Origin of the sequence: Paracoccus mangrovi (assembly GCF_042648425.1) — a bacterium.
Taxonomy (GTDB): Bacteria; Pseudomonadota; Alphaproteobacteria; order Rhodobacterales; family Rhodobacteraceae; genus Paracoccus; species Paracoccus mangrovi.
In genome coordinates, this window is record NZ_JBHRXJ010000014.1 from 1 (window position 1) to 18,369 (window position 18,369).

General features: G+C 64.7%; 18 protein-coding genes. 10 read left to right on the forward strand and 8 right to left on the reverse strand.

Annotated elements, in window-relative coordinates:
• The first annotated feature begins 134 nt into the window (after positions 1–134).
• The 4 genes from ACFOMH_RS16160 (at position 135) to ACFOMH_RS16175 (ending at position 5,976) form a co-directional block, all read left to right on the forward strand.
• A complete protein-coding gene (locus tag ACFOMH_RS16160) occupies positions 135–1,442 on the forward strand; it encodes an AI-2E family transporter (protein ID WP_377745771.1) in 1,308 nt (435 codons plus the stop codon).
• A 3-nt stretch (positions 1,443–1,445) separates the two neighbouring features.
• Positions 1,446–2,135: a chromosomal replication initiator DnaA gene (locus tag ACFOMH_RS16165; protein WP_377745773.1), complete on the forward strand. Its 690-nt coding sequence runs from the start codon at positions 1,446–1,448 to the stop codon at positions 2,133–2,135.
• A 66-nt stretch (positions 2,136–2,201) separates the two neighbouring features.
• Positions 2,202–4,367 carry an RNA degradosome polyphosphate kinase gene (locus ACFOMH_RS16170; RefSeq protein ID WP_377745775.1) on the forward strand — a complete coding sequence of 722 codons (2,166 nt, stop codon included), beginning with the start codon at positions 2,202–2,204 and terminating at the stop codon, positions 4,365–4,367.
• A gap of 67 nt (positions 4,368–4,434) precedes the next feature.
• Complete coding sequence (locus ACFOMH_RS16175) at positions 4,435–5,976, forward strand: Ppx/GppA family phosphatase (protein ID WP_377745777.1); 1,542 nt, start codon at positions 4,435–4,437, stop codon at positions 5,974–5,976.
• A 290-nt stretch (positions 5,977–6,266) separates the two neighbouring features.
• Here ACFOMH_RS16175 and ACFOMH_RS16180 read toward each other — a convergent pair whose 3' ends face one another.
• A complete protein-coding gene (locus ACFOMH_RS16180) occupies positions 6,267–7,316 on the reverse strand; it encodes a dipeptidase (protein ID WP_377745779.1) in 1,050 nt (349 codons plus the stop codon).
• Between the two features lie 111 nt (positions 7,317–7,427).
• On the opposite strand from ACFOMH_RS16180, the gene ACFOMH_RS16185 reads away from it, so the two are divergent.
• The 3 genes from ACFOMH_RS16185 to ACFOMH_RS16195 all read left to right on the forward strand — a co-directional run bounded on the left by ACFOMH_RS16185 (position 7,428) and on the right by ACFOMH_RS16195 (position 8,883).
• Positions 7,428–7,751: an antibiotic biosynthesis monooxygenase family protein gene (locus tag ACFOMH_RS16185; RefSeq protein ID WP_374422133.1), complete on the forward strand. Its 324-nt coding sequence runs from the start codon at positions 7,428–7,430 to the stop codon at positions 7,749–7,751.
• A 104-nt stretch (positions 7,752–7,855) separates the two neighbouring features.
• On the forward strand, positions 7,856–8,491 hold the full coding sequence (parA, locus tag ACFOMH_RS16190; RefSeq protein WP_374422134.1) for a ParA family partition ATPase: 636 nt from the start codon (positions 7,856–7,858) through the stop codon (positions 8,489–8,491).
• A gap of 83 nt (positions 8,492–8,574) precedes the next feature.
• The gene (locus ACFOMH_RS16195) at positions 8,575–8,883 is read left to right on the forward strand and encodes an I78 family peptidase inhibitor (protein WP_374422136.1); all 309 of its coding nucleotides are present in this window, start codon (positions 8,575–8,577) and stop codon (positions 8,881–8,883) included.
• 9 nt (positions 8,884–8,892) lie between these two features.
• Here the strand turns inward: ACFOMH_RS16195 and ACFOMH_RS16200 are convergent, their stop codons facing one another.
• From ACFOMH_RS16200 to uvrB, 3 genes are all read right to left on the reverse strand, one after another.
• Positions 8,893–9,414, reverse strand: coding sequence for a 2OG-Fe(II) oxygenase (locus ACFOMH_RS16200; RefSeq protein WP_377745782.1), 522 nt, complete (start codon positions 9,412–9,414; stop codon positions 8,893–8,895).
• A gap of 99 nt (positions 9,415–9,513) precedes the next feature.
• Entirely contained in the window at positions 9,514–9,726 is a 213-nt protein-coding gene (locus ACFOMH_RS16205) for a hypothetical protein (RefSeq protein ID WP_377745784.1), read from the reverse strand.
• Between the two features lie 93 nt (positions 9,727–9,819).
• Positions 9,820–12,006 carry an excinuclease ABC subunit UvrB gene (uvrB, locus tag ACFOMH_RS16210; protein WP_377745786.1) on the reverse strand — a complete coding sequence of 729 codons (2,187 nt, stop codon included), beginning with the start codon at positions 12,004–12,006 and terminating at the stop codon, positions 9,820–9,822.
• A 174-nt stretch (positions 12,007–12,180) separates the two neighbouring features.
• Here uvrB and ACFOMH_RS16215 point away from each other — a divergent pair, with 174 nt between their 5' ends.
• Entirely contained in the window at positions 12,181–12,492 is a 312-nt protein-coding gene (locus ACFOMH_RS16215; RefSeq protein ID WP_374422142.1) for an ETC complex I subunit, read from the forward strand.
• A 109-nt stretch (positions 12,493–12,601) separates the two neighbouring features.
• Here the strand turns inward: ACFOMH_RS16215 and ACFOMH_RS16220 are convergent, their stop codons facing one another.
• Complete coding sequence (locus ACFOMH_RS16220; protein ID WP_377745788.1) at positions 12,602–14,245, reverse strand: CTP synthase; 1,644 nt, start codon at positions 14,243–14,245, stop codon at positions 12,602–12,604.
• A 144-nt stretch (positions 14,246–14,389) separates the two neighbouring features.
• Complete coding sequence (gene secG, locus ACFOMH_RS16225; protein ID WP_377745789.1) at positions 14,390–14,923, reverse strand: preprotein translocase subunit SecG; 534 nt, start codon at positions 14,921–14,923, stop codon at positions 14,390–14,392.
• 54 nt (positions 14,924–14,977) lie between these two features.
• Between secG and ACFOMH_RS16230 the strand changes: the two genes are divergently transcribed.
• The gene (locus ACFOMH_RS16230; RefSeq protein ID WP_377745791.1) at positions 14,978–16,411 is read left to right on the forward strand and encodes a cobyric acid synthase; all 1,434 of its coding nucleotides are present in this window, start codon (positions 14,978–14,980) and stop codon (positions 16,409–16,411) included.
• 25 nt (positions 16,412–16,436) lie between these two features.
• Here the strand turns inward: ACFOMH_RS16230 and ACFOMH_RS16235 are convergent, their stop codons facing one another.
• Positions 16,437–17,102, reverse strand: a complete 666-nt coding sequence (locus ACFOMH_RS16235; protein ID WP_377745793.1) for an SDR family NAD(P)-dependent oxidoreductase — start codon at positions 17,100–17,102, stop codon at positions 16,437–16,439.
• 138 nt (positions 17,103–17,240) lie between these two features.
• On the opposite strand from ACFOMH_RS16235, the gene ACFOMH_RS16240 reads away from it, so the two are divergent.
• Positions 17,241–17,798 carry a biotin transporter BioY gene (locus tag ACFOMH_RS16240; RefSeq protein WP_374422151.1) on the forward strand — a complete coding sequence of 186 codons (558 nt, stop codon included), beginning with the start codon at positions 17,241–17,243 and terminating at the stop codon, positions 17,796–17,798.
• A gap of 121 nt (positions 17,799–17,919) precedes the next feature.
• Here ACFOMH_RS16240 and ACFOMH_RS16245 read toward each other — a convergent pair whose 3' ends face one another.
• Positions 17,920–18,303: a DUF1284 domain-containing protein gene (locus ACFOMH_RS16245; protein ID WP_377745795.1), complete on the reverse strand. Its 384-nt coding sequence runs from the start codon at positions 18,301–18,303 to the stop codon at positions 17,920–17,922.
• Between the last annotated feature and the right edge of the window lie 66 nt (positions 18,304–18,369).

Here is an 18,369-nt window from a genome sequence, read left to right on the forward strand (position 1 = left end):
CGACGACAGACACCGCTCGGGGCGAAAAACGCTTGCCCAGCGAGCAAAATCAGGCGATCTTGAAGTCAAGCGGCAGGCCACTTGGAGAATGTCGGTTCAAATAGGTGCCGACACACGGACAGGGAGAACCGGCCATGCGGCTGACGTCACAGAAGCAGGTCTGGTACTGGGGCGCGGCGCTGGCCGTGCTGCTTTTGGCGCTGTGGCTGGTGGGCAATGCGGTGATGCCCTTTATCCTTGGCGCCGCCGTGGCCTATCTGATGGATCCGGTGGCCGACCGGCTGGAACGGCTGGGCCTGTCGCGCACGCTGTCGGTCGTGGTCATCACCGTGGTCGCGATCACGGTGGTGGTGCTGGCCTTTCTGCTGCTGGTGCCGGTGCTGGTGCGCCAGACCACCGCGCTGATCGAGACGGCGCCGCAGATGGCCGAACAGCTGATGTCGTTCCTGCGCACGCGCTTTCCCGAGATATTTACCGAGGGCAGCACCGTCAACAACGCGCTGACCGATGCCGCCAAGAACATCAGCGCGCGGGGGGGCGAGCTGCTCAGCACCGTGCTTGGTTCGGTGATGAGCGTGTTCAGCGTGCTGGCGCTGGTCGTCATCGTGCCGGTGGTTGCGTTCTATCTGCTGCTCGACTGGGACAAGATGGTCGCGCGTCTGGATGAGCTGCTGCCGCGCGAACATGCGCCCACCATCCGCTTCCTGGCCACCGAGATCGACGTTGCGCTGTCGGGCTTCGTGCGCGGGCAGGGGCTGGTAATGCTGATTCTCGGCACCTTCTATTCGATCGGGCTGGGACTGGTGGGGCTGCCTTTCGGCGTGGCCATCGGGGTTCTGGCGGCCTCGCTTTCGTTCATCCCCTATGTAGGCGTGGTGATCGGCGGCGCGACGGCCATCGGTGTTGCGCTGTTCAGCTTCTGGGGCGATCCGGTCTGGATCGCCGCCGTGGTGGCCATCTTTGCCATCGGTCAGGTGGTCGAGGGCAATTATCTGCAGCCCAAGATCGTCGGCGGCAGCATTGGCCTGCATCCGATCTGGCTGATGCTGGCCTTGTCGGTCTTTGGCACCATCTTCGGCTTTGTCGGCCTGTTGGTGGCGGTGCCGGTTTCGGCGGCGTTGGGGGTTCTGGTGCGCTATGCGGTCGGCCGCTACAAGGACAGCCCGATCTATACCGGGCGCGAGATACCGGCCCCGCCGGCCCCGCCCACCCGGGTCGAGCTGGTCGCGCGCGGCACCGCCGCCCATGAACGCAAACTGGCCCAGATGTCGCATGAGGTGGCGCTTGCGCGTCTGCACAATGATGAACATCTGGCCGAGCTGCTCGAGGCCCAGCAGGCCCGCCAGCGTGCCGGCGCCGAACCCGATGCCGAGGGTCCGCCCGCGCCGCGCGATCTTCTGGCCGATGAACGGGCCCATGATCCGGGTCGCGGGACCGCCTGATCCGTGGCCCGGCAGCTGACCCTTGACCTGACGATGCCGCCGGCATCGTCGCGGGACGATTTCCTGATCTCGGGCGCCAATCGCCATGCGCTTGGCATGCTGGACCAGCCCGAGGACTGGCCGGGCGGGCGGATGCTGCTGATCGGGGCGCCGGGGGCGGGCAAGTCGCATCTGGCCGGGTTCTGGGCCGATGAGCGCGGCGCCCATATCGTTCAGGGCTGGACGCTGAACCCGGCCAATGCCGATGAACATGTGCCCCAGGGCGGCGCCGTGGTGGTCGAGGATGGCCATGAGGCCGGCGGCAATCCCGAGGCCGAACAGGGCTTGTTTCACCTGTGGAACCTCGCGGGCGCGCGCGATTGCCGGCTATTGATCACCGCCCGCGCCGCGCCGCGCGACTGGGGGATCGGGTTGCCGGATCTGCGCTCGCGGCTCGACAGCGCCGCGCAGGCGGTGCTGGCCGCGCCCGATGAGGCATTGTTGCCGGCGGTGCTGGTCAAGCTTTTCGCGGATCGCCAGATTCAGGCCCCGCCCGAGGTGATCGACTGGCTGGCGCTGCGCATGGATCGCGATCTGGATCTGGCGCGCCGTCTGGTCTCGGCGATGGATCGGGAATCGCTGGCCCATCGCCGCGCCATCAGCCGCCGTCTCGCGGCCGAACTGCTGGACAAACTGACCCCGCCCGATCCATGATCCGGCCGCCGCGTCACTGTGGCCCAGCCGACCCTTTCGCCCCTTTTTTCCGTCGATCCGATCACCATGACCCAAGCCGATTACCTGAAAACCCCGTTTCCCGAACCGCGCGCGCTGCGCGATGGCGTGCCGCAAGGTCCCGATCGCGTCTTTAACCGCGAAATCAGCTGGCTCGCCTTTAACTGGCGCGTTCTGGACGAGGCGCGAAACCCGCGGGTGCCGCTGTTGGAACGGCTGCGCTTTCTGTCGATCAGCGCCACCAATCTGGACGAATTCTACACCGTCCGCGTCGCCGGCTTGCGCGAACTGGTGCGCGAGGGGAACGCCACGCTATCCGATGACGGGCGCACGCCCTCGGACCAGCTGGCGTTGATCAACGCGGATGCGCGCCGGCTGATGGGCGCGCAACAGGCGGTCTGGAACGGACTGCGCCGCGAGCTTGAACTGGTCGATATCGCCATCCTGTCGCGGTCGCGCATCACCCGCGCCGAAGAGGAATTCCTGCACCGCTATTTCACCGAGCAGGTGTTTCCGGTGCTGTCGCCGCTGGCCATCGACCCGGCGCATCCCTTTCCCTTCATCCCCAATGCCGGCTTTTCGCTGGCGCTGGAACTGGCGCGCGAGGGCGACGGGCGCCAGATGCAGGCCCTGCTGCCGATCCCGCAGCAAGTCGCGCGCTTTATCGCGCTGCCCGGCGGCAAGCGGTTCCTGCGGTTGGAAGACTTGTTGCTGATGCACCTGCCCAGCCTGTTTCCCGGCTATCGCGACATTGGCCATTGCGCGTTCCGGGTGCTGCGCGACAGCGACCTTGAGGTCGAGGAAGAGGCCGAGGATCTGGTCCGCGAATTCGAGACCGCGCTGAAACGGCGCCGGCGCGGCAGCGTCATCCGGATGAAGATCACGGCCGGCGCGCCCGACCGGCTGCGCAAACTGATCAAGGACGAACTGAACGTCCATTCCGATGAGGTGATCGAGGTCGAGGGGCTGGTCGGCATGGCCGATCTGCGCGAACTGGTGCTGGATTCGCGCCGCGACCTGCAATGGCCGGCCTTTACGCCGCGCGTGCCCGAACGCGTCCAGGACCATGACGGCGACATGTTCGCGGCCATCCGGCAAAAGGACATGCTGCTGCACCACCCTTATGAAACCTTCGACATGGTGATCCGGTTTCTGCAACAGGCTGCGCGCGATCCCGACGTGCTGGCGATCAAGCAGACGCTTTACCGCACATCGCGCGACAGTCCGATTGTCGACGCCCTGTGCGAGGCCGCCGAATCCGGCAAATCCGTCACCGCGCTGGTCGAGCTGAAGGCGCGTTTCGACGAAGCTGCCAATATCCGCCAGTCGCGCCGGCTGGAGCGTTCCGGCGCCCATGTCGTCTATGGTTTCGTGCAGTACAAGACCCACGCCAAGATCAGCGCCGTGGTCCGGCGCGAGGGCGACCGGCTGGTCACCTATACCCATTTCGGCACTGGCAATTATCACCCGATCACCGCGCGGATTTACACCGACCTGTCGCTGTTCACCTGTGATGCGGCGCTGGGGCGCGATGCATCCAAGGTGTTCAATTTCCTGTCCGGCTATGTCCAGCCCGACGGGCTGGAAAACATGGCGATCTCGCCCATCGACATGAAAGAAAGGCTGATCGAGATGATCGCCCGTGAGGCCGAGTTCGCCCGCCGCGGCCGGCCAGCCGCGATCTGGGCCAAGATGAACAGCCTGATCGAAAAGGACGTGATTGAGGCGCTTTACGCCGCCAGTCAGGCCGGCGTGCGGATCAATCTGGTCATTCGCGGCATCTGCGGGCTGCGTCCCGGCATTGCGGGCCTGTCCGACAATATCCGGGTGAAATCCATCGTCGGCCGGTTTCTGGAACATTCCCGCATTATCTGTTTCGGCAATGGCTTCGGCCTGCCTTCGAAAAAGGCACGGGTGTTCATCAGCTCGGCCGACTGGATGGGGCGCAACCTGTCGCGCCGGGTGGAGACCCTGATCGAATGCCAGAATGAGACGGTCAAGGCCCAGATCACCAGCCAGATCATGGCCGCCAATATGGCGGACGAGGCGCAAAGCTGGCTGTTGCAGCCCGACGGGCGCTATCTGCGCTATCTGCCGGCGGGGCGCGACGATTTGTTCTCATGCCATAAATTCTTCATGGAAAACCCGTCTTTGTCGGGGCGCGGCAGCGCCGGCGCGCGCGACGTTCCGGCGCTGACGCATTCCATGGATTGACGCCTCGGTTGAATTGAACCATCCAAACGCTACCACCCGGCAGGGTAACGGAATCGAGAGGAACCCGATGAACGGTGTCGTGACCGCAAGCGGAGAAACCATCGAGCCCTTTGGCCGATCATTGTTCGAACGTGCCTCGGAGCGGGCGCTGAGCCGCGTGGGCGTGGTCGATGTCGGATCGAACTCGATCCGGATGGTCGTGTTCGACGGGGCCGCGCGTTCGCCAGCCTATTTCTACAATGAAAAGGTGATGGCGGGTTTGGGGCAGGGGCTGGCCACGACCGGCATGCTGAACCCCGATGGTGCGCAGCGTGGCATGACGGCGCTGAAGCGTTTTGCGGCGCTGGCCGAGGGGATGGGCATTAAGCCCCTGACCTGCGTGGCGACCGCCGCCGTGCGCGAGGCCAAGGACGGCCCCGCCTTTCGCAAGGCTGTCGAAAAGGAAACCGGGCTCAAGCTTTGGGTTATCGACGGCGAGGAAGAGGCCCGGCTTTCCGCGCAGGGCGTGCTGCTGGGCTGGCCCGAGGCGCGGGGGTTGGTCTGCGATATCGGCGGCAACTCGATGGAGCTGGCCGAGGTCGCTGACGGCAAGGTCGGCAAGCGTATCTCGACACCCCTGGGGCCATTCCGCCTGCAACAGGTCAAGGGGGGCGAAGCGGGCTTGCGCGACCATATCCGCAAGGTCATGGAGAATGCCGCCGACAAGATGGGGCGCGGGCATGATCAGATCTATCTGGTCGGCGGCTCATGGCGGGCCATCGCACGGCTGGACATGCTGCGCACCGATTATCCGATGACGGTGCTGCACGAATACCGCATGACCCCCGAAGCCGCGATCGATACGGTGAAATGGATCGCCGGCAAAACCATCCCCGAGATGCGCGCCGCCACGGGCATTTCACAAAGCCGGATGGAGTTGGTGCCGCTGGCCAGTCAGGTGCTGAAACAGCTGGTCGAAAGCCTGAAGCCGAAATCGCTGGCGGTGTCGTCCTATGGCATCCGCGAGGGGCTGCTTTACGAACAGATGCCCGCCGGCCTGCGGTCGCGCGATCCGCTGATCGAGGCGGCGCGGTTTGCCGAACGTCAGATGGCGCGGATGCCCGGTTTCGGCAAGAAGCTGTATCAGTTCCTGCAACCCTTGTTCGCCAAGGTGCCGCCCGAACGCGACCGGCTGATCCGGGCCGCCTGTCTTTTGCATGACACGACCTGGCGCACACATCCCGATTACCGCGCCGATGCCTGTTTCGACAATGTGACGCGGGCCAATATGGCGGCGCTCAGCCATCCCGAGCGGGTCTTTCTAGGCCTGTCGCTGCTGCATCGCTATAAGAACAGCCGTTCCAATTCGCCGATGGCGCCCCTTTTCGCCCTGCTCAGCGAAGAGGAAATGCGTGACGCCGAGGTGCTGGGCAAGGCCATGCGGTTCGGCGCCATGTTCTCGGTCAAGGATCCGGCCGAGGCGGGGACGCTGAAGGTTCTGCCCAAGAAGGGACAGCTTGAGCTGCGCCTGACCAAGATCGGATCCGCCTTGATGGGCGAGGTCGCCGAAGCGCGCTTTCGGGCGCTGGCCAGTGCATTGGGGCTGGAACCGGTGGTCACCCAGGACTAGGCGGCGCCGGACGATTCGCATCCGGCCGGGGCCATTGACGCGATTTCGGTCAATGCAGGCTGGGCTTTCGGGCGCTGGACCTGTCCGAAAGGTCAGCTGACCGAAACGACAAGTTCATTTCCCGCCCAGGTTGTGGCAAAAACTTGCTTATGGGGTCGGCGATCCAAGCTTTACCGTTCCGTGTTTCCCAGTCCGGATTGCCGCCCCATCGAGTTTTCCCAGATCACCCCGCCCAATTGGCCCCATCCAACCGACAGGGCCAACCGGATATGCCCAGGTCCGGGCCTGGGTCAGCCGCCCCAGGTCCGTTCCAGCACGCCGATCCAGTTCCCCGCGGCGATCTTTTCGGTCAATTCGCGGCCATAGCCGTGATCCAGCATCGCCTGAACCAACCCTTGCAGCTTTGACGCATCGCTCAGATCCTCGGGCATTTCGGCGCCGTCGTAATCCGAGCCAAGCGCCACCCCATCCTCGCCCAGAATGCCCAGAAGATGGTCCAGATGCCGCAGGATGATGTCAAAGCCATGCATCGGTGTGCGCAGCCCCTCGGGATGCAGAAAGCCGATCGCATAGTTCAGCCCGACCAGCCCGCCGGTTTCCGCGATTACCCGCAATTGCCGGTCGGTCAGGTTGCGCGAGCTGGGCGAAACCGCATGCGCGCAGCTGTGGCTGGCGACCAGCGGCGCGTCGGTCAGCGCGGCGATATCGTCAAAGCCCTTTTCGTTCAGATGCGACAGGTCCAGCATGATCCGCAGCCGGTTGCATTCGCGCACCAGATCCTTGCCGGCCCCGGTCAGCCCCGGCCCGGTATCGGGCGAGGACGGAAAGGCAAAGGGCACGCCATGGCCATAGCGCGTCGGCCGCGACCAGACCGGGCCCAGCGAGCGCAGCCCCATCGCATGCCAGACATGCAGCGCGTCCAGATCGGCGATCGGCTCGGCGCCCTCGATATGCATGATGGCGGCAACGCGGCCGGCGGCCATGGCGGCGCGGATCTCGGCCGCGCTCTTGCAGATGGACAGCGTGCCGGTCCGCTCCATCGCCATCAGCTGGCCGGCCAGCGCAAAGCCATGGGTCAGGGCCTCGGCCAGCGGCACCTCGGGGGGCAGGGGCAGGGCAAAGGGCGGGTTCTGTTTCTGGATCGCATGCAACTCGGCATCGGGATCGGGCCCTGAGGGCGCCCAGATCGCAAAAAATCCGCCCGCCATGCCGCCCGCCCGCATCCGCGGCAGATCCAGCGCGCCGGTGCCATCGCCTTGCAGCCACAATTGGTCACGGTCGGGGCCGGCCGGGATCATGCGCTGCAAAAAGTCGTTATGGCCGTCAAACACCGGAATCATGGTCAGTCCTTTCCAAGGTTGCGGGCCAGCATGCCCCCTGACGAAAACCGCTGCAACCATGCGCGCGCTCGCGTAAGGTGAAGACGAGGCGAGGGAAAACGGAGGCCAGCCATGACCCGCATCGACAAGAATTTCGACGGACAGACCGTGATCTGCACCTTTGAGGTGACGCCCGGATCGGCGCAGGACGTGCTGGACGCGCTGAGCGAGGCCTATGCCCAGGTCATCAGCCGCCAGCCCGGCTATGTCTCGGGTGCGATCCATCTGAACGACGCCCAGACCCGGATCGCCACCTATTCGCAATGGCATGACCGCCGCGACTATCAGGCCATGCTGCGCACCGCCGAGATGCGCGAAAGAAACCGCGCCATCCATGCCATGTGCCGCCATTTCGAACCGGTCATGTACGAGGTGGTCGATACCTGGAACCGCTGAGCGCGGCGGATCATTCTGCACATGCGAAAAGGCCGTGCATTGCCCGTGCACAGCCCCTAATCTGTCGAAAACAGGCCGGCGGAAACCGGAACGGAGGGAAGGCCATGGCGGGACGAGTCATTACGGTTGCACAGCAGAAGGGTGGCTCGGGCAAGACGACGGTGGCGGTGAACCTTGCGGTGGCGCTGCGCGGGCGCGGCCATTCGGTGGCGCTTCTGGATACCGACCCGCAGGGCAGCATGGGCCGCTGGTTTCTGGAACGGCTGGAACGCCGGGGCGAGGATGAGGCGCTGGAATTCGGCACCTCTTCGGCCTGGGGGGCCAGCTACGAATCCGACAAGCTCAAGAAACGCTTCGATTATGTCATCATCGACACGCCGCCCAAGATCGACAGCGACCTGCGCCCGGCGCTGCGCGTCGCCGATCTGGTGGTGGTGCCGGTGGCGACCAGCCAGGTCGATCTTTGGGCGACCGAGGGGGTGCTGGATCTGGCGCGGCGCGAGAAATGCGACACGCTGATCGTGCTGAACCGGACCCGCGCCAATACCCGTCTGACCGGCGATGTGGCGCAGGGGGCGGCCGAACTGGGCGCCGAGGTGGCGGATGCGCAGCTTGCGAACCGTGTCGCCTATGCCGAAACGCTGGGACAGGGGCTGGGTGCGGGTGAATCGTCGCGCAATGCCGCCGCCCGCGCCGAAATCGACGCGCTTCTGGACGAGGTGGTCGCGCGCATCGGCTGATCGTCGCCGATTTTTCTTTTGATGGAACTATTTAGCGGCTCAAGAGTTGTCGCGGCGTCACCCGAACCGCCGAGGATATTGCCATGAAGCAAATTTTGCCGCTGATCCTGTCCGTGCCGTTGCTGTTGATGGCCTGTGACAACGCGGCGTCCGAAGCCAATGATATGACGGATGCCGACAGCGCCCCCAGCGATGGCGCAGCCGATGACAGCTGTGGTGCGACGCGTTTCACCGATCTGGTCGGCCAGACCAATCCGATCCTGACCATTCCGGCCGATACGCCCTATCGGACCTATCGCACCGGCGATCCGGTCACGATGGATTTCGCGCCAAAACGGTTGAACTTTGAATATGACCGCAGCGGCAAGCTGATCCGCGTCACCTGCGGCTAGGCTTTCGCATCAAAAGCCCAGCCGGCGCAGCGGGCCGATCAGCCGTCGGTACATGATCGGCGGGACGATATCCTGCAAGATCTCGTTGCGCCGGGTTTCGTGATCGGCCTGGTCGATACTGCCCGGGCGCGGTTTGAAGAGTGTCGTATGCGACCTTTTTGTGCCATCCCAGGTTGCGGTATAATAATACAGCGCAAGCGACATGCGCGGCCTTCCCTCGGGATGGTTCACGGGCGTCGGATTGCCGTGCCATGTCGACGAGCCGGTATTGAAGCAGACCATGCGATTGAAGCGCGGGACGAAACTTTCGACCATTTGGGTCATGTCATTGTTCCAGATCTCGAACGAGCCGCCAAATGCCTCCTCCCAGTCTTTATTGAGGTAAATCAGGACATTCAGCCGTCTTTCCAGATTCAGAATGGCATTGTGGTTGAAATCGGCATGGATATCCAGATGGCCGCCATTTCCGACGACATGGACCCCGCCACCGGCGAAATAGGGATCGGGGATCAGCCCCTTGATCCCGGTCATGCCTTCGAGAAACTGAACGAAAGGCCTTGAATTCAAAACATAGAACAGGTTGCGGGTATAGGGCGGCAGGCGTTCCGGTACATAGCTGGTCTTCAGCTTTTACTGTGGCCGGTTGAAGCTGGTCTCGGCCTCGGGCAGCGTTTGCAGCTCTGCAAGCACCCGGTCCAGAACCTCGGCGGGCAGAAAGTCATCAAATCCGCCATAGGGATAGGGCTGTTTGCTGCGATAAGATTCAGCCGCGTTCTTGCCGGCGATCTTGGCGGATTCAGCATCCAGTTGAAGCGTATCGGCATTCAGAGACAGAACGGACATGACGATCTCCCAAGGCTGATAAAATGCGTGCCTGGGCAGAAGTTTGTCACAAAATCATAATCTCTTCGCCTGTCGCTTTGGGCAGGTCGGCGATCAGCGCCGTCGCTTGGAACGCTTGTTGCCACCGCGTTGCCCGGCGCGTCCGGCGCTGGACCGGCCCGAGGCATTGACCGCCGCCTCGGCGGCCTCGTCGATGGCGGATTGCCGGGCCAGCGGGTCGTCGGCCACGGCCAGCTCGACCGCCTCAAGCCGCTTGACCTCGTCGCGCAGGCGGGCGGCCTCTTCGAATTCGAGGTTCTCGGCAGCCTTGCGCATCTGGGCGCGCAGGGCATCCAGATGGGCGGCAAGATTGGCGCCGACCATGGGGCGGTCGACCTTGGTGGTGATCCGCGACTGATCGGTATCGCCCTGCCAGAGGCCGGCCAGAACGTCCTCGACATTCTTGCGCACGGTCTGGGGGGTGATGCCATGCGTCTCGTTATAGGCCATCTGCTTGACGCGCCGGCGCTCGGTCTCGGCCATGGCGCGTTCCATGCTGCCGGTGATGCGGTCGGCATACATGATGACACGGCCATCGGCATTGCGCGCGGCGCGGCCGATGGTCTGGATCAGCGAGGTTTCCGAACGCAGGAAACCTTCCTTATCGGCATCGAGAATTGCGACCAACCCGCATTCCGGGATATCAAGACCTTCGCGCAACAGGTTGATACCAATCAGAACATCGAACGCGCCCAGCCGCAGGTCGCGCAGGATCTCGATCCGCTCGATCGTGTCGATATCGCTGTGCATATAGCGCACGCGAATGCCCTGTTCGTGCAGATATTCGGTCAGATCCTCGGCCATGCGCTTGGTCAATGTGGTGACCAGCGTGCGGTAACCCGCGGCCGAGACCTTGCGCACCTCGTCCAGAAGGTCGTCGACCTGCATCTCGACCGGGCGGATTTCGATCTGCGGATCGATCAGGCCGGTGGGGCGGATCACCTGTTCGGTAAAGACGCCGCCACTCTGGTCCATCTCCCAATCGGCCGGGGTGGCGCTGACAAAGACCGATTGCGGACGCATGGCGTCCCATTCCTCGAATTTCAGCGGGCGGTTGTCCATGCAGCTGGGCAGGCGGAAACCGTGTTCGGCCAGGGTGAACTTGCGCCGGAAGTCGCCGCGATACATGCCGCCGATCTGCGGCACGCTGACATGGGATTCGTCCGCGAAAACAATGGCGTTATCCGGGATAAACTCGAAAAGCGTGGGTGGCGGTTCGCCCGGCGCGCGCCCGGTCAGATAGCGGGAATAGTTTTCGATCCCGTTGCAAACCCCGGTTGCTTCCAGCATTTCCAGGTCAAAATTCGTGCGCTGTTCCAGCCGCTGAGCCTCAAGCAGCTTGCCCTCGTCGGTCAGCTGTTTCAGCCGCGTCTGAAGTTCGGCCCTTATGCCCTTGGTCGCCTGTTGCAAGGTCGGACGCGGGGTGACGTAATGGCTGTTGGCATAGATGCGGATCTGTTTGAAACTGTCCGTCTTTGCGCCGGTCAGCGGATCGAATTCGGTAATCGATTCAAGCTCGTTTCCGAAAAAGTCAAAGCGCCAGGCGCGGTCTTCGAGGTGGGCGGGCCAGACCTCGACCACATCGCCGCGCACCCGGAAACCGCCGCGCTGAAAGGCGGCGTCAAGGCGGCGATATTGCTGCGCGACCAGCTCGGCCAGAAATTCGCGCTGGTCATAAAGCTGACCCACGATCATGTCCTGGGTCATTGCCGAATAGGTCTCGACCGAGCCGATGCCATAGATGCAACTGACCGAGGCCACGATGATCACGTCGTCGCGTTCCAAAAGCGCGCGCGTCGCCGAATGGCGCATCCGGTCGATGGCCTCGTTGATCTGGGATTCCTTCTCGATATAGGTGTCCGAGCGCGGCACATAGGCCTCGGGCTGGTAATAGTCGTAATAGCTGACGAAATATTCGACGGCGTTTTCGGGGAAAAATCCCTTGAATTCGCCGTATAATTGCGCCGCGAGGGTCTTGTTCGGGGCCAGAATGATGGCCGGACGCTGGGTCTCTTCGATCACCTTGGCCATGGTATAGGTCTTGCCGGTGCCGGTCGCGCCCAAAAGCACCTGATCGCGTTCGCCATTTCGCACGCCCTGTGCCAGTTCGGCGATGGCGGTGGGCTGGTCGCCGGCGGGCTGAAATTCCGAATGCATGACGAACCGCCGGCCGCCCTCAAGCTTGGGGCGGGTCACCTCGGGATAGCGGGTGACGGGGGCGTCGGTGTTGTTATGGCCCATGGTTTCACCTTTGTTCTCGGCCTACAATCTGGCGTTTTCGGGCGGCGATGCAAGTCCCGGCGATGCAAACCGGTCATGCCGGCCGCGAAAATCGGGCCTGCGACACCGGCCCGTCTTGATCCGGGGCGCGCCATCGGGGATAACGGCGCCAAGCAAGAACAGAGGGTTCCCGCCATGCGAGTCCGCATCTACAAGCCTGCCCGCAACGCCATGCAATCGGGCATCGCGCGCACCAAGGAATGGGTGCTGGTCTATCCGGCCGCCGATGCGCGTGAAATCGACCCGCTGATGGGCTGGACCAGCAGCGACGACACCCAGAGCCAGGTCCGCCTGCGCTTTGAGACCCGCAAACAGGCCGAGGATTACGCCCGCGAAATGGGGCTGGATTATGTCGTGACCGAGCCGCATGCCCGCGCCGCCAATATCCGCCCGCGTGGTTACGGCGAAAACTTCGCCACCGACCGCCGCGCGCCCTGGACGCATTGATCGGCCGGAGGCCGGCGCGGTGACCCCGAACCGGATCGCCGCATATCCATCGCTCCGATAAAAAAGCCCGCGTCTTGCGGGCTTTTTTATGCGCTGATGGGCCCGCCGTTCAGACCAGCCGCGCGCCCTGCATCGCGGCATGCACGAAGCCCGCGAAAAGCGGGGCCGGCTCAAAGGGTTTGGACTTCAGCTCGGGGTGGGATTGCACGCCGATGAACCAGGGATGGTCGGGATATTCCACCACCTCGGGCAGCTTGCCATCCGGCGACATGCCCGAAAACTTCAGCCCCGCCGATTCCAGCTGATCGCGATATTTCGCGTCGACTTCATAGCGGTGGCGGTGACGATCCTCGATCTGCAAGGCGCCGTCATAGATTTCCGAGATCTTCGAGCCGGGTTCCAGCACCGCCGTATAGGCGCCCAGCCGCATCGTGCCGCCCTTGTCGTCGGTGACCTTGCGGCTGACGGTGTAATTGCCCTGAACCCATTCCTTGAGGTGATAGACCACGGGGGTAAAGCGGGTTTCGCCCGCCTCGTGGTCGAATTCTTCGGAACCGGCATCGGGCATGCCGGCCAGATTGCGCGCCGCCTCGATCACCGCCATCTGCATGCCCAGACAGATGCCCAGATAGGGGACCTTTTTCTCGCGCGCGTATCTGGCGGCGGTCACCATGCCCTCGGTGCCGCGCTCGCCAAAGCCACCGGGCACGATGATGCCGTGATAGCCGTCCAGCAGATGCGCGCCTTCGCCTTCCAGTTTTTCGCTGTCGACCCAATCGGCCTTGACGCGGACCCGGTTGGCCATGCCGCCATGGGTCAGCGCCTCGGCGATGGATTTATAGGCGTCTTCCAGCTGGGTGTACTTGCCGACCACGGCGATTCGGACCTGACCCTCGGCATGTTCCAGACGGTCCATCACGTCCTCCCAACGCGACAGATCGGGGCGCGGCGCGGGGCTGATCCCAAACGCGTCCAGCGCCGCCTGATCCAGACCCGCGCGGTGATAGGCCAAGGGCGCCTCATAGATGGATTTCAGGTCATAGGCCGGGATGACGTGATCGGGACGGACATTGCAGAACAGCGCGATCTTGGCGCGTTCCTTTTCCGGGATCGGATGCTCGCTGCGGCAAACCAGCACGTCGGGCGCAAGGCCGATGGATTGCAGCTCTTTGACGCTGTGCTGGGTGGGCTTGGTTTTCAATTCGCCCGAGGCCGCCAGATAGGGCAGCAGCGTCAGATGCATCAGGATGCATTCGTTGCTTGGGCGTTCGTGGATGAACTGGCGGATCGCCTCGAAAAAGGGCAGGCCCTCGATATCGCCGACCGTGCCGCCGATTTCGCAGAGCATGAAATCGACCTCTTTGTCGCCGACCGACAGGAAGTCCTTGATTTCATTTGTGACATGGGGAATGACCTGAATGGTCTTGCCCAGATAGGCGCCGCGCCGTTCCTTTTCCAGCACGTTGGAATAGATCCGCCCCGAGGAAATCGAGTCGGTCTTGCGCGCATGCACGCCGGTAAAGCGCTCGTAATGGCCCAGATCCAGATCGGTCTCGGCACCGTCATCGGTGACAAAGACCTCGCCATGTTCGAACGGGCTCATGGTGCCTGGATCGACGTTCAGATAGGGGTCCAGCTTGCGCAGCCGCACCGTATAGCCGCGCGCCTGCAAAAGCGCTCCCAGCGCCGCCGAGGCCAGCCCCTTGCCAAGCGAGGAAACCACGCCGCCGGTGATGAAGATGTAACGCGCCATAGGGACCCCGTGAGTAATCAAATAGTCGATCGCGGCCCGAATCTGGGCGGCATCACGGGACTCGAGCTATATCCGATATGTCCCGTGGCCGCAACGGACCGCTGGTTGTGCTAAGGGGCGCATGTCGCGCCCCCGGTTGTCGTGTCAGTTATTGGCCGGCGCGGGTGTCCCGGTTGCCGGCGCCTCGGTCGCGGGCGCGGCCGGTTCCGGGCTGGCCGGCGCCTGGGCCGCGGGTGGCGTCACCGCGGCGGCGTCCTGCGCGGGCGCGGCCGGGGTCGAGGCGGCCGGGGTGCTGGTGGCACCGGCCGGTGCGGGCGGCGTGACCGGCTGGCCGGCGGTGCCCGGAGGCGGCGCGTAATTGTCGAGCGCCGGCGAGGGCGACGGGCTGGCGGGTGCGCTTGCACCGATATCCAGCTGATCCATGATCGAGCCGCTCGAGGCACTGCGCGCCGCGATCACCGTCAGCGTCAGCGAGGTGATGATGAAACCGGTCGCGAAAATCCAGGTCAGGCGCGACAGCGCGTTCGCGGCCTGCCGGCCGGTCATGACGCCACCGCCGCCGCCGCCCATGCCAAGGCCGCCCCCTTCGGACCGTTGCAACAGCACCACCCCGATCAACAGCAGGGCCAGGATCAGATGCACGGTAAGGACGACGTTTTCCACCATGGGGCCTTTCATTCAGCGACGCGCCTATCTAGTCACCATGCAGCGGATTGGCAAGCGGGGGCGGGCATGGGCGCGCTGATGATTCAGGGAACCGGCTCGAATGTCGGGAAATCGCTGCTTGTGGCGGGACTCTGTCGCGCGGCGCGGCGGCGCGGCATCGATGTCGTGCCCTTCAAGCCGCAGAATATGTCGAACAATGCCGCCGTGACCCCCGACGGGGGCGAGATCGGCCGCGCTCAGGCCTTGCAGGCCTTGGCGGCGGGGCTTGCGCCCTCGGTTCACATGAACCCGGTGCTGCTCAAGCCCGAAACCGACCGGGCGGCGCAGGTGGTGGTGCAGGGGCGCGCCATGACGCGGGCACAGGCGGCGGATTACGGCGTGCTGAAGGCGGGGCTTCTGGACGCGGTTCTGGACAGCTATGCCCGGCTGCGCGCCCGCCATCAGCTGGTTCTGGTCGAAGGGGCCGGCAGCCCGGCCGAGATCAATCTGCGCCCCCGCGATATCGCCAATATGGGCTTTGCGCGGGCGGCGGATGTGCCGGTCGTGCTTGCCGGCGATATCGACCGGGGCGGCGTCATCGCCCAGATCGTCGGCACGCAGGCGGTGCTTGATCCGGCGGATGCGGCGATGATCCGGGGCTTTCTCGTCAACCGTTTTCGCGGCGATCCGTCGCTTTTTGATGACGGCCGCGCGTCCATCGTCGCCCGCACCGGCTGGCCCGATCTGGGGCTGGTGCCATGGTTTGCCGAGGCCGCGCGCCTGCCGGCCGAGGATGCCGTGGATCTGCGGGCCGCGCGCGGGCAGGGCGGGTTTCATATCGCCTGTCCGATGCTGTCGCGGATCGCGAATTTCGACGATCTGGATCCGCTGGCGGCGGAGCCGGGCGTGCGGCTGAGCATGGTGCCGCCGGGCCGCGCGCTGCCCGGGGATGCCGATCTGGTCATCCTGCCGGGGACCAAGTCGACGCGGGGCGATCTGGCATTCCTGCGCGCGCAGGGCTGGGATATCGATCTTGTGGCGCATCTGCGGCGGGGCGGGCGCGTTCTGGGGATTTGCGGCGGATATCAGATGCTTGGCCGCATGATCCATGACCCCGATGGCCATGACGGTGCGCCCGGCAGCGATGCCGGGCTTGGGCTTTTGGATGTCGAAACCCATATGGCCGCCGAAAAGCGTCTGACGCGGATCACCGGCTGCGCGCTTGGCCAGCCGATCGAGGGCTATGAGATCCATCTGGGCCGCACCGCCGGCCCGGACAGCGCCCGGCCCTTTGCCCATATTCCCGCGCCCGATGGCGCGATCAGCGCCGATGGACGGGTGGCGGGCACCTATCTGCACGGATTGTTTTCCGATAACGCCTTTCGCGCCGCATGGCTGGCGCAGGCGGGCGTCGCGTCGGCGCTGGATTACGGGGCCGGTGTCGATCAGGTGCTGGACCGGCTGGCCGCGCATCTGGAAACGCATCTGGATATCGAACAGATGCTGATGCTGGCGGGGTGAGGGCCATGGGCGGGCCGGCCTTGGTTCAGCCCAGAACCTCGTCCAGAATGCGACCGGCCTCGGCCCGACAGGGCGTCAGGGCATCGCGATCCTCGCCGGGAAAGAACCTTGCGCGGGTGGCGGTCGGCATCGGCGCGGGGCTGGCGATGACCACGCGCGGGCCGATCTGGGCATTCTCGGCCTGCCAGCTTTGCGCCAGCGCGATCTGCCCGGCCTTGGTGGCGCCGTAGCTGCCAAAGAATTTCTGGCCGCCGCGCGCATCGTCGAAAAACAGCGCCGTGCCCTGACGGGCGCGCAAAAGCGGCTCGAAGAGATTGATCAGCCCGCGCGTGGTGACGATGTTCAGATCGACCGATTTCTGGAAATCCCTGGCGTCGATATGGCCGGCGGGCGACATCGGCGCGGCATGAATGGCGGTATGCGCCCAAAGGTCGAGCCCGCCCCAACGGCCCATCACCGCCTGCGCAAGCTGGGCCATGGCCTCGGGCGTGCCGACATCCATGGGCGCCAGCGTGGCCGAGCCGCCGGCCTTGCGGATGCGGTCGTCCAGTTCCTCGAGCGCGCCGGTGGTGCGGCCGACGGCGATGACATGCCAGCCGCGCGCGGCAAGGTTTTCGGCCAGGGCCGCGCCCAGACCGCGCGAGGCGCCGGTGATCAATGCGATCTTGTGATGTTCTTCATGCTGGGTCATGGCGGTGATGTCGCATCGCCTGCGCGCTTGCGCAAGCCCCAAGCTGGGGCGTGCATATGGGGTGCGTCACATTGACTTTCATGCCGGAACGCGCATGATGGCGCGGAAATTTCTCGCGAATGAATGAGGGCCCTCCCGATGACCTTGACCCAAGCCGCGCTGCCAAGCCGCTCTGCGCTGACGACTGTTCTTATGGTGCTGGCCGGATCGGCCCTGTTGGGGCTGTCGGCACAGGCCACCGTGCCGATGCTGCCGGTGCCGATGACCTTGCAGACGCTGGCCGTGTCGGTGATCGGGCTGGCCTATGGCTCGCGTCTGGCGGCCGCCACCGTGCTTGCCTATCTGGCCGAGGGCGCTATGGGCCTGCCGGTTTTTGCCAATGGCGGCTTTGGCATCGCCGCGCTGGCGGGGCCGACCTCGGGCTTTCTGTGGGGCTTTGTCGGCATGGCCTGGCTGACCGGCTGGATGGTCGAGCGCGGTCTGGATCGCGGCTTTGTCAAGCTGTTCATCGCGGCCCTGATCCCGGCGCTTTTGCTGTTCGTGCCGGGCGGGCTGGTGCTGTCGATGGTGCTGGGCAAGACGGCGGCCGAAACCATGGCGCTGGCCGTCACGCCCTTCCTGCTGGGCGGGCTGGTCAAGGCTGCCCTTGCCGCGATGATCGTCGCCGGCGGTTGGAGCCTGCTGGGCCGCCGCTGATCGCGACCCTTCGGGACAGAAACGGAAACGCCGCCCTTCGGGGCGGCGTTTTCCATTTGGTGGGGGATTTCGCGGGCATTTCCGGGGCCGATGGCGCGGGCCGGGATAATCGGGGTCGGGGCTATTCCGTTTCCGCCCGCAACCGCGCCAGCGCCGTCTGGCACATGCCCAGCCCCAGCCATTGGCAACCGGTGCAGGTGCCGTTCATGTCCTCGGGGGTGACGCGGCTGGTGGCGCGGGCCTGCGCCTCGGCCCAGCTCATGCGTTGGCCCGGTGTGATCCCCAGCGCCTTGGCGTGTCGTGCATCCAGCCCCGCAATGCGTTCGTTCGAGGCACAGCCCATGCCGCGCCGCGACGGGCAGGGGCCACAGATCGAATCCGCCGTGCCGGTAAAGATCACCTCGGTCGTCGGATCGGCGCGCAGCCGGCCCAGCACGATGGCGTTCATATTGTCGGTGAAATCGGGGGAATAGCCGCGCCCCTGCCAACCGATGGCGCAAAGCACATGATGCGGGCGCAGCAGAACGGCCCCGGCGTGATGCCGGGGCCGTGCGTCGTTTTCGTGATCGGC